General features: G+C 69.8%; 9 protein-coding genes. 3 read left to right on the forward strand and 6 right to left on the reverse strand.

Annotated features, from left to right (window positions below; translation table 11 throughout):
- Positions 1-85: 85 nt before the first annotated feature.
- From C1A38_RS00420 to C1A38_RS00430, 4 genes are all read right to left on the reverse strand, one after another.
- The gene (locus tag C1A38_RS00420; protein ID WP_233196541.1) at positions 86-1,699 is read right to left on the reverse strand and encodes an RICIN domain-containing protein; all 1,614 of its coding nucleotides are present in this window, start codon (positions 1,697-1,699) and stop codon (positions 86-88) included.
- A 185-nt stretch (positions 1,700-1,884) separates the two neighbouring features.
- Positions 1,885-3,237: an extracellular catalytic domain type 1 short-chain-length polyhydroxyalkanoate depolymerase gene (locus C1A38_RS00425; protein ID WP_102655819.1), complete on the reverse strand. Its 1,353-nt coding sequence runs from the start codon at positions 3,235-3,237 to the stop codon at positions 1,885-1,887.
- A gap of 137 nt (positions 3,238-3,374) precedes the next feature.
- The gene (locus tag C1A38_RS31260; protein ID WP_199180027.1) at positions 3,375-3,545 is read right to left on the reverse strand and encodes a hypothetical protein; all 171 of its coding nucleotides are present in this window, start codon (positions 3,543-3,545) and stop codon (positions 3,375-3,377) included.
- A 102-nt stretch (positions 3,546-3,647) separates the two neighbouring features.
- The gene (locus C1A38_RS00430; RefSeq protein WP_102655820.1) at positions 3,648-4,754 is read right to left on the reverse strand and encodes an L-dopachrome tautomerase-related protein; all 1,107 of its coding nucleotides are present in this window, start codon (positions 4,752-4,754) and stop codon (positions 3,648-3,650) included.
- Between the two features lie 211 nt (positions 4,755-4,965).
- On the opposite strand from C1A38_RS00430, the gene C1A38_RS00435 reads away from it, so the two are divergent.
- The gene (locus C1A38_RS00435) at positions 4,966-5,541 is read left to right on the forward strand and encodes an STAS domain-containing protein (protein WP_102655821.1); all 576 of its coding nucleotides are present in this window, start codon (positions 4,966-4,968) and stop codon (positions 5,539-5,541) included.
- 271 nt (positions 5,542-5,812) lie between these two features.
- On the opposite strand, the gene C1A38_RS00440 is transcribed toward C1A38_RS00435, so the two are convergent.
- Positions 5,813-6,112, reverse strand: a complete 300-nt coding sequence (locus C1A38_RS00440; protein ID WP_043724991.1) for a BON domain-containing protein — start codon at positions 6,110-6,112, stop codon at positions 5,813-5,815.
- Positions 6,113-6,742: 630 nt separating this feature from the next.
- The gene (pgi, locus tag C1A38_RS00445) at positions 6,743-8,377 is read right to left on the reverse strand and encodes a glucose-6-phosphate isomerase (protein WP_102655890.1); all 1,635 of its coding nucleotides are present in this window, start codon (positions 8,375-8,377) and stop codon (positions 6,743-6,745) included.
- A 205-nt stretch (positions 8,378-8,582) separates the two neighbouring features.
- Here pgi and C1A38_RS00450 point away from each other — a divergent pair, with 205 nt between their 5' ends.
- Both C1A38_RS00450 and C1A38_RS00455 read left to right on the forward strand, forming a co-directional pair.
- A complete protein-coding gene (locus tag C1A38_RS00450; protein ID WP_373306985.1) occupies positions 8,583-10,055 on the forward strand; it encodes a glucose-6-phosphate dehydrogenase in 1,473 nt (490 codons plus the stop codon).
- A gap of 161 nt (positions 10,056-10,216) precedes the next feature.
- Complete coding sequence (locus C1A38_RS00455) at positions 10,217-11,233, forward strand: sporulation protein (RefSeq protein WP_199180028.1); 1,017 nt, start codon at positions 10,217-10,219, stop codon at positions 11,231-11,233.
- Positions 11,234-11,397: the final 164 nt, after the last annotated feature.

Consider the following 11,397-nt stretch of genomic DNA (forward strand, 5'->3'; position numbering starts at 1 on the left):
GCACTTTCGGTCGGGGAACAACGGGCGTATGGCCCATGTCGGCGACCAGAAGTGCAAGATCGCGGGGGCGGTGTGGGGAGAGCGGTCAGCAGCGGTTGATTGACGCGTTGTTGAGGGCCACGTTGCTGATCACCAGGTTGGCTGTGCAGGGGCTTTCCAGGATCCGGCTGTTGAACAGGGTGAAGTTGCGCAGGGTGATGTCGCGGTTGCCGGGGAACTCGCTGCGTGCGGCCAGCCGCACCTCACCGCCACCGCTGATCGTGCCGCCACCGGCGGCGACGTCCACCCCGTAGCAGTTCTCGATGAGGATGGCGTTGTTGCCGGTGTTGGCGATGTCCACCCGGTTGACCGCCAGGCCGCCGGACTCCGAGACGCAGAAGATGCCCCGACCGCCGCCGCGCGCCCGTACGGTGCCCACCCGGATGTTGATCGGGTAACCGGAGTTGATCCGGCCGGCCCGGTTGGCGATCCGGAACGCCGCGTACCCGGTACCGGAGCCGGCGTTCTCCGCGTCGACAGTGGTCACGGTGGCGTTGATGGTCTCGTTGAGCAGCAGTCCGGACTCGCCGACGTTGCGGGCCGTCACCGTGCCGATGGTCAACCCGTCGACGCCGTACGTCTCCACGGCGTGCGCGCGGGCACCCGAGACGTACACGTTGTCGATGCGGATGTTGCGGCTCCACTGGCTGGTGTCGCCCCGGTTGTCGATGCGGATCCCGAGCCCGCTGGACAGCCGCATGTCGATCTGACCGAGGATGACGTTGCTGACGTTGCGCATGAAGATGCCGTACAGCGGGGTGCCGGTGACGTTGAGGTTCTGCACCTCGACCTGGGTGGTGCCGCGCGAGTAGATCGGCGCCTGGTCGCCGCTGCCGGAGCCGGTCACGTTGATCGTGCCGCACACGTCGATCGTGGTGTAGCTGGGCAGCGAGATCCGGGAGCCTGCGCTGATCGAACCGGAGCCGCGTACCACGACCCGCTGCTTGCTGGTCCGGCCGGAGTTGAGGCTGTTGATCGCGGCCTGCACGGCCTCCCGCATGTCGCCGCCGGTGTAGACGGTCGTGCCACCGTTACGGGAGGTCCAGGTGCCACCGTTGAGCACCGCCTCGGCCTGGAAGCTGCCACTGCCGCAGCCACTGCCGCTGCCGCCGCCGAGGGTGATCAGCCGCCACTGCTGATTGGCACCGTTGACGTCCTGGTACTGCGAGATCATCGCCCCGTCGGCGGTGGACCAGCCCCACAGGTCGAGCGCCTTGTTGGAGTGCCGGTTGATGAACCGGACATGACCGCCGTCGGAGTCGGCCAGCCGGAAATGCTGCCGGGTGTTGCCGCCGGCCGAGGTGTTCTGCACCAGCTGTACGCCGTCGTTGGCGTTGGGCAGCTCAAGGACCTTTCCGCTGTGCACCGACCGGATCTGGTAGTAGCCGCTGCCGACGTCGACGAAGCGCCACTGCTGCACGGCGGCGTCGTTGCGGGTGAACTGGTTGATCGGGGCCTGGTCGGCGGTGGACCAGTTCCACACGTCCATCGCCTTGCCGCTGTGCCGGTTGACGAAGACGTACGTGGCGTTCGGGTCGACGGTGGCGGCCTGCGCGGGGCTCGGCGCGGCGATGGCCGTACCGGCGGCGACAAGCACCAATGTGCTGGCGGCGACCAGCCATCGGGGCGTACGCCGGGGTGTTGTTGTCCTGGACGGCATGTGAGCTTCCTTTCCGGACGGACGGGTGGTGGTGAAGGGGGGCGAGGCACCTGCCAGGGTAAGCGCTTTCCTGAACGGCGCGAGTCGGGTCCCGACCAGCGACGTGTCGAGGTGCCGGTGCTCACGGACAGCGGACCCGTACCGCCGCCCCACGGCGTGCCTCCGTGGGGCGGCGGCCTACCGGATCATCTGGGGGAGTAGTAGCAGGAGCGGCCGTTGAGCATGAACGCTCCCGGCTTACCGGCGTCTCCGGTGTGGTTGGCCTGGAACCCGATCGTCGTCGAGGTCTTCGGCGCGATGGTGCCGTTGTAGGAGACGTTCTGGGCGGTCACCGCCCCGGAGGTCGGCGAGTACGTGGCGTTCCAGCCGTTGGTGATGGTCTGCCCGCCGGGCAGGGTGAACGCCAGGCTCCAGCCGTTGATGGCGGTACTGCCGGTGTTGGTGATCTGCACCGAGGTGGTCAGCCCGGTGTTCCAGGCGTTGACCTCGTAGTGGACCTCGCAGGCCCAGTCCGGCGGCAGGGTCGGCGACGTCGTGGGGGTCGGGGTCGGCGACACCGGCGGCGGAGTCGGAGTCGGGGTGGGGGTCGGCGTAGGAGTCGGCGTGGGCGTGGTGGACGGGTTGTTCAGACCGAAGAACCGGATCGCCTGTGTGGCATCGACCGGCAGGTTGTGCGACACCCCCTGCATGCTGATCGCCTCAACCGACGCGAAGTTGCCGGAGCCGCCGTAGCGGGTGCGGGTGTAGCCGGCCTGCGGGCTGTCAGTCACGGTGGGGGTCTGGCTCAGCCCGTGCACGTTGGTCCACTGCTTGATCTGCTCGCCGAAGTTCGGGTAGCGCAGGATGTCGTCATTGGTGCCGTGCCAGGTCTGCATCCGCGGACGCGGGCCGTTGTAACCGGGGTAGGCGTTGCGCACCAGGTCACCCCACTGCTGGGGAGTACGGCTGATCTGCCCGTTGGCGCACTGGCTGTTCCACTCCGAGCCGTTGGTGGTGGCGAAACAGCCGAACGGCACCCCCGCGAAGGCGGCGCCGGCGGCGAAGACGTCGGGGTAGGTCCCGAGCATCACGTTTGTCATCATCGCCCCGGACGACACGCCGGTGGCGAAGATCCGGGACGGGTCGACCGAGTAACGCGACCGAACGTGGTCGACCATCGACATGATGCCCACCGGGTCACTGCCACCGCCGCGGCGTAGCGCCTGCGGCGAGTAGACGTCGAAACACTGGCTGCTGCGGGTCACCGACGGGTAGATGACGATGTAGCCGTACTGGTCTGCGAGGGCGGCGAACTGAGTGCCCGAGTGCAGGGCCGGCCCGGTGCCGGTGCAGTAGTGCATCGCGACCAGCAGGCCCGGTCGCGGCGCGACCCGATCCGGCACGTAGAGGTACATGCGCAGGTTGCTGGGGTTGGCGCCGAAGTTGGTCACCTCGGTCAGGGTGGCCGCCGAGGCCGGGCTCGGGATCGACAGCGCGGCGAGCGTCGTCAGGGCGATGGCCGTGAACGCGGCCCAGCCGAGTTTGATCGCTTTCTTCATGGGCAGGATGTCCTCCGGACGGATGTGTACAGGGGGGTGTTCCGATCGAGGCTGCCCGGTGCCCGATCTCGTCCGGCTCAAGAACATTGATGATTATCGGTCTTGAGGGTGCGCGGTGACAAGCCGCGCCATGCTGGTCACTGATCGTCGTCGACCACCTCGGTCTCGTCGTCGTGGGTGAACCGCACCGACAGGTGCTCGTCGGGCTGCGGCGCCTCCGCCAGGGTGTGGTGCGGATCGCCGTCGGGGGAGAAGAGCACCCGATCGGTCTTGCGGGTCTTCTCCTGGTCTTCCTCCGGCTCGGTCACCGGCCCACTCCTCACCTCGGGGTCACGTCCCACCGACGCTATGCGGGCACCGGTGGGCGCTCGCCCCGGCCGGCGCAACCACCACCCGTTCGAGGGGCCGGGTCAGGGCCGCAACAGGACCGGGCCGGCGTCGATGCGCGTCCGGAACAGGGCGTACGGCTTGCGCCGCAGGTCCCGGCCGCGGTTGAAGGGGGGCTGGCGGTGCACCTGGTTGGCGATGACGTACAGGTGCCGGTCCCTGGCCACACTCAACGTGTCGGGCCACAGCAGGCGCGGATCGTGGACGACCGTCTCGTACTCGCCGTCGGGGCGTCGCCGCAGGATCGCGTTGTGCTCGTAGTTGGTGAGGTAGAGCCGCCCCGCGTCGTCGGATTCGAGCCCGTCGGAACCGCCACCCTTGTCGCCCTCGTCGCGTACGGTCGCGGCCACCTCGTCCTCGTCGACGCTCCGGTCGACGAGCGCGTCCGTGGCCACGCTGAACCAGCGGCGCGAGGCGAGCGCGCAGTAGTACAGCCGGACGCCGTCGGCGGAGATCGCGATGCCGTCCGCGCCCACGCCCACCGGCTGCGGCGGCCCCTGCGGCGGTCGGACCAGGAACGGCCGACCCTCCACCACCGGGCGGAAGTTCACAAGCGACTCCGCCTTGGTGGACGGGTGGTCGTTCAGCCGCCGCCACGAGGTGCCGCTGGCCAGGTCCACCACGATGATCGCGTTCGGCGCGCCGTCCGCCGAATCGGTGATGTACGCGATCCCCGCCGTCCCTCGCCGCAGATCGAAGCGCACGTCGTTGAGATAAGACGTGGGCAGCGCCACGTCGGGCGGGAAGGTGATCACCTGGGCGACGGTGTTGGTGTTGAGGTCGATGCGTACCAGCTTCGGTCCGCCGGGAACGGTGGGCTGGAACATCGGGCTGCCGGTGTCGAGCACCCAGAGCCGGTCGACGGGATCGACCACCACGCTCTGCACCGACACGAACGCCGACGCGTCATCGTTGCCGGCGGGGGAGTTCCACCGCAGGTCGGGATAGGGCACCTCGCGGTTGTGGCGCAGCTCCACCACGGTCGCCGGCACCTCGTCGCCCCAGCGGGGAAAATTGACGAAGATCCGCCCGCGGTGCGAGACGGTCACCCCGGTCGGCATCGGCCCCCGGAATCGGTGTACGACCTCCAGCGTGCCGACTGGTTCATCGGTGGGCAGTCCGGTCCGCATCCTTCGACCTCCTGTCGCACACAGTGATATTTCCGTACCTCACTGTCATAGTCCCAGATCAACGGTGTCGGGGCAGTCGGCGGTCAGCCATCCGACCCGACGCCCACGGGAAGTCGATTCGTCACCCAACCGTCATGTGTCCGCGCGGTGCCCGCCACCTGGCCCGTGCAGGGTGGGTGGCCGATCATCACGACGTGGGAAGGAGCCCGGTATGGCCGTCGTCCTGGCTGCCCAACTGGCCACCCTGACCTGTGACAACTGCGGGGACAGCGTCACCGGTACGCGTCCGCTCGCCGACGGCGAGGTCGTCTGGACCCTGCTGTCGGAGCACGGCTGGGGCGGATCCCCGCTGGCCGACGGTCCCCACCGGTGCGCCCACTGCATCCGGTTCGGCCCGACGCCCGGCACCCCGCCCGGCGGCATCCTCGGCATCGAGCACCTCGGCGGCGTCACCGTGGTGACCACCGCCGGCGACGTGGACCTCGACACCGGAGACACCCTGCGCATGGCGCTACGACACGCGGCCGACATGGGTGGTCACGTGCTGGTGGATCTGGTGCGTACCGACCTGATCGACTCCACCGCCCTCGGCCTGCTCGTCCGCGCCCACCACGACGCCGTCGAACGCGGCGCGCGGTTCTGCGTCGCCGTGACGTCGCCGCTGATCCGCCAGGTCCTGCAGGTCACCGGCCTGCACGACGTGCTCGCCGTGGCGGACACCCGCACCGCGGCCCTCGCCTACCTGGCAGCCGACCGAAACGCCGCCCCCACCACCGCCGCCTCCTGACCCGGCCCCCCACCCCGCCCTGCGGCCCGAGGCGCGCCCGCCCGCCCGGCACCACCCCCCACGCCCCGCACGGCGAGCCCACGCTGCGGCGATCTTGCACTTTCGGTCGCCTTTTTGCGGCTTATCGCGGGATCTGCCCCGTCGAGAAGTGCAAGATCGCGTGGGTGCGTGGGTGCGTGGGTGCGTGGGTGCGTGGGTGCGTGGGTGCGTGGGGGGTGAAGTCCGACCCGCTCGCGCTCGCCGGTGCCGGGCGGCGCGAGCGGGTCGAAGTTCAGCGACGGCCGCGTCGATGCCCGGCAAGTCGGAGGGCGTTGCAGACATCCGCAACGCCCTCGACGTCCCAGGCCAACTCGCCGGCGGCCCGCCGGGTCTCCGCGCCGGCGACCAGACCGGTGAGGATCACGACGCGGTTCTGCACCATCACCGTGATCTGCTGACGACGGGTGCTCCAGTCGGCGCTCAGTCGCTGGGCGACAAGTGCGGCGAGACGGACATCCTCGTCATGGTCCTGCGGCGCGTCCCACAGTGCGCGGAACGAATGATCGTCGGGCATCGGCCAGGGCCACGGCATCACCACAGCGGTCTCCTTCGTCGTCGAGGTCGGCAACCCGACGCGCCGTCCCGATCGGTGACCACCTTGCGCAAGGACCTTGGAGTCGACCGCACGGTTGGATGACATTTGCGTGACAGATCCCGCCGCCAGTCGTTCCCTGTGCCCGCCGTTCGGGCCTGTCCCAGGTCAGCAGCGACGCGGTGAAAGGCCAAGCAGAACACCGAGGAGACCTCTACCCGCCTGGCCGGGTCCACGGTTGCAAGTCCTCGAAACCAGTAGCCGACCTGAGCAAGCACCCTTCCGCTGCAAGGTCACGCTCGATCAGGGATCGAGTGGCATCAGAGCGACAAGGTGACCACTCGATCCTGGATCGAGCGTGACCTTGCAAAAGGGCACCGAAGCCGAGCGCTGGAGGTGGCGGAGCTGGCAGTGCGGATCTGGTACGCGCGCATGCCGCACTCAGGGTGTGCCGCGACCGTTCGGCGCCCCGCCGCCGCACCGACGCAACGCGACTACCCACCCCCACCCGCCTGACCCACCCCCGCGCCCTGGAAGTTGACCAAGAGGTTTTGGTCCTGTGTGTCGGAGCGCCCTGACCAGACCCTCTTGATCAACACCGTGGGGCGCGGAGGGGGGAGTTGTGGGAGGTCAGGGGCGGTGGCGTTGGGTGCGGTAGCGGTGGATGAGGGTGGCGGTGGAGGAGTCGAGGGTGGTCAGGTCGGCCTCGTCGCCGGTGAGGAGGGGGGCCAGTTGGTTGGCCATGACCTTGCCTAGTTCCACGCCCCACTGGTCGAAGGGGTTGATGTCCCAGATCGCGCCCTCGGTGAGGACGATGTGTTCGTAGAGGGCTACCAGTTGGCCGAGGGTGGCGGGGGTGAGGCGGGCGGCGACGATCGAGGTGGTGGGGTGATTGCCGGGCATCACCCGGTGCGGCACCAACTCGGGCGGGGTGCCTTCGGCGGCGACCTGCTCGGCGGTACGGCCGAAGGCCAGCGCGGCGGTCTGGGCGAAGAAGTTCGACATGAACAGGTCGTGCATGTCGCCGATGTCGTGGTGAGGCTCGCTGAACGCGATGAAGTCCGCCGGGATCAGCCGGGTGCCCTGGTGGATGAGCTGGTAGAAGGCGTGCTGGCCGTTGGTGCCTGGCTCGCCCCAGAAGATCTCCCCGGTGTCGTACGACACCTGCTGGCCGTCGGTGCGTACCGACTTGCCGTTGCTCTCCATGGTCAGCTGTTGCAGGTACGCGGGGAACCGGTGCAGGTACTGCGAGTAGGGCAGCACCGCGTGGGTCTGCGCGCCGAGGAAGTTGGTGTACCAGACGTTGAGCAGCCCGAGCAGCACCGGCGCGTTACGGGCCAGCGGCGTGGTGCGGAAGTGCTCGTCGACGGCGTGGTAGCCGGCGAGCATCTCGTCGAAGCGGGCCGGCCCGATGGAGAGCATCACCGACAGGCCGACCGCCGAGGGCAGCGAGTACCGGCCACCGACCCAGTCCCAGAAGCCGAACATGTTCGCCGGGTCGATGCCGAAGTCGGCGACCCGCTGGGCGTTGGTGCTGACCGCGACGAAGTGCTTGGCCACCGCCTGCTCGTCGCCGCCGAGCCCGGCCAGCAGCCAGCGTCGGGCCTGATGGGCGTTGGCCAGTGTCTCCTGGGTGGAGAAGGTCTTCGACACCACCACGAACAGGGTGGTCGCCGGGTCCAGGTCGGCGGTGGCCTCGGCGATGTCGGTCGGGTCGATGTTCGACACGAAGCGGCAGCTGATGCCGGCGTCGCGGTACGCCTTCAGGGCCTCGTACGCCATCACCGGCCCCAGGTCGGAGCCGCCGATGCCGATGTTGACCACGGTGCGGATCCGCTCGCCGGTGTGCCCGCGCCACTGCCCGCCGCGTACCTGCTCGGCGAACTGCGCCATCCGCTGCCGTACGGCGTGCACGTCGCCGACCACGTCCTGACCGTCCACGGTCAGCGCGGCGTCGGCGGGCAGTCGCAGCGCGGTGTGCAGCACCGCCCGGTCCTCGGTGCCGTTGATGTGCTCACCGGCGAACATCGCGGCGATCCGGTCGGCGAGCCCGACCCGCTCGGCCAGCGCGGTCAGCAGCCCGAGGGTCTCGTCGGTGACCAGGTTCTTGCTGTAGTCGACATAGAGGTCGGCAACCTCGACGGTCAACCGTTCGCCCCGCTCGGAGTCGGCGGCGAACAGGTCCCGCAGGTGCGTCGCGCGGATCTCGTCGGCGTGCTTGCGCAGGGCCTGCCACTCGTCGGTGGTGGTGACGTCCGCAGCCATCGGATCGATCGTCTCCTCGCTGTGTCGGCACACCGCCGGGGTCCGACCGACGGCTGAGACCAGCCTGCCACATGAAGATCGCCGTGCCAGCCCGACGCCCGCGAGTGGTCACGATCCGCAGGTGAGCGGCGACCGGGCGGGTCCGCCGAAGGCGAGGTCAGAGGCCGCGGTACGACCTGGGCCGGGGACAGGGCATCGTAAGGACATGACGACGTCGGCCCCGATCGCCTCCCCAGCCGCTCCCGCGATGCCCACCACCACCCGCATACCGCAGACCCTGCTGGTGCTCGGCGCCAGCGGTGACCTGACCGGTCGGCTGCTCCTGCCCGGCCTGGGTCGGCTGGTGGCCAGCGGCGCGTTGCCGGGGCTGCGGCTGATCGGCAGCGGCATGGACGACTGGGACGACGAGCGGTGGCGTCGCCGGGTCACCGAGTCCTTCGCCACCGTCGGCGCGGACGGCCCCCGCGAGACCGAACTGATCGGCCGGAGCTGGTACGTGCCGGCCGACGTGACCCGCGAGGAGGATCTGCGGCGGCTGCTGGGCGACTGCACCGGCCCGTTGGTGATCTTCTTCGCGCTGCCGCCGATGGTGGCCGCCCGCTCGGCCGCCGCGCTGGCCCGCATCGGCGTACCGCCCGGCACCCGGCTGATGCTGGAGAAGCCGTTCGGTGTCGACCGGATCTCGGCCCGGTCGCTGAACAACCTGCTGGCCACCCTGGTGCCCGAGGAGCAGGTGCACCGCATCGACCACTTCCTCGGCAAGTCGACGGTGCTGAACCTGCTCGGCCTGCGGTTCGCCAACCGGATCTTCGAGCCGGTGCTCAACTCCACGCACGTGGCCTGCGTGGACATCGTCTTCGACGAGACCCTCGGCCTGGAGGGTCGGGCCGGCTACTACGACGGCGCGGGCGCGCTTGTGGACATGGTGCAGAGCCACCTGCTCCAGGTGCTCGCCCTGCTCACCATGGAACCGCCGCCCAGCCTGGAGGCCCGGGAGTTGCGGGGCCGCCTGGCCCAGGTGTTGCGGGCCACCCGGCTGTGGGGTGACGACCCGGTGATGTCCAGCCGCCGGGGCCGGTACACCGCAGGCGAGATCGCCGGTCGGCGGCTGCCGAGCTACGTCGACGAGCCGGGCGTCGACCCGGCCCGGGGCACGGAGACGCTTGCCGAACTGGTGTTGACCGTGGACACCTGGCGCTGGGCGGGAGTGCCCTTCCGGTTGCGGTCGGGAAAGGCCATGGCCGGCGTACGCAAGGAAGCGGTCATCACCTTCAAGCAGCCGGACCGGGTGCCCGACGGGCTGACCGGGTACGAGCGTCCGGACCGGCTGCGGATCGGGTTCGGCCCGGACCGGCTCGGCCTGGACCTCAACATCAACGGTCCGGGCAACCCCTTCGACCTGGACCAGGTGGACCTGCTGGCGGAGTTCGGCCCCGGTGACCTGCCGGCGTACGGCGAGGTGCTGCGCGGCGCGTTCGACGGGGACCCGACCCTGTCGGTGCGCGGCGACGTGGCCGAGGAGTGCTGGCGCATCGTCGAGCCGGTGCTGGCCGCCTGGAAGGCGGGCGCGGTGCCGCTGCGGGATTACCCGGCCGGCTCCGCCGGACCCGCCGACTCGTTGCTGGGCCCGGCGAGCGGCTGGCGTCTCCCGCGCCCGGCAGAGCGAAGCTCTCACTGAGTGTGACATGCTGACCCCTCTCAGCTATCTCTCAGCCGGCGGTGTTAGCTTGCCGACCCGACGGGATCCATCGTGGATGGCGCTGATCCCGTTGCGGCACAACGGATCTGCGTAAGAATCTCGCGTCCGCGCCGCGCCCGCCGCTGTCGAGGGAGATGCTCGTGGTGTTCAAGAAGATGCTGGGTGCCTTCGGGATCGGCGCGCCCAGCGTCGACACGGTCCTGTCGAATCCGAGCACCCGCCCCGGGCTGATGCTCGGTGGGCAGGTGAACCTGACCGGCGGCAGCCATGACGTGGACATCGACCAGATCGTCGTGGGGCTGGTCACCCGGGTCGAGATCGACGGCGAGGAGGGGGACCACGACGCCACCGTCGAGTTCCACCGCGCCCCGGTCGCCGGTGGGCTGCGCCTGGCGCAGGGGCAGCAGTTGTCCCTGCCGTTCCAGGTCCAGATGCCGATCCAGACCCCGGTGACCGACGTGTACGGCCAGCGCCTGCCCGGCATGACCATGGGGCTGCGCACGGAGGTGGTCATCCGTGGCGCGGTCGACAAGGGCGACCTGGACCCGGTGCACGTGCACCCGCTGCCCGTGCAGGAGCGCATTCTCGAGGCCTTCGGTCGGCTCGGCTTCCAGTTCAAGGGCGCCGACCTGGAGCGGGGGCAGATCGCCGGGGTGCACCAGACGCTGCCGTTCTACCAGGAGATCGAGTACTTCGCCGCGCCGCAGTACGCCCACGGGGTCACCGAGGTCGAGGTGACCTTCCTGGCCGACGAGCAGGGCATGGACATCGTCCTGGAGTTCGACAGGCGAGGCGGCCTCTTCACCGGCGGCCACGACTCCTACGGCCGTTACCGGGTCGCGCACGCCGACGCCGAGCGACTCGACTGGGCCGCCGTGGTGGACGGCTGGTTCCGCGAGGCCCTGGAGCAGTACCGCGCCACCCAGCCCGGCTACGGCCAGCCGGGGTACGGGTATCCGCCGCATCAGCCCGCCTACGGCCACGACCACGACCACGACCATCATGGGCGGAGTGGGCCCGGAATGGGCGCGGTGGCTGCCGGTGTGGTGGGCGGTGCGGCGCTCGGGTTCGCCGGCGGCATGGTGGCCGAGGAGGTCTTCGACGCCTTCGGCGACGACGGTGGGGACGAGGGCGCAGACGACGGCGGCGACGAGTGACCGGAGATGTCGCACCGGCGCGTGAGCTGGGCACCAGGGGCGTGTGAGCTGGGCTTTCATCGGGTGGTGGGCTGCGGTTAACCCGGGCGTGAGCTGCGGTTTTCCGGGGCTTGGATGATGCAGGACGGCCGGGTCTGACCCCTGGTCGGCGCGGGTGGAGCGAA

Origin of the sequence: Verrucosispora sp. ts21, from assembly GCF_002879555.1 — a bacterium.
Classification (GTDB): Bacteria; Actinomycetota; Actinomycetes; order Mycobacteriales; family Micromonosporaceae; genus Micromonospora; species Micromonospora gifhornensis.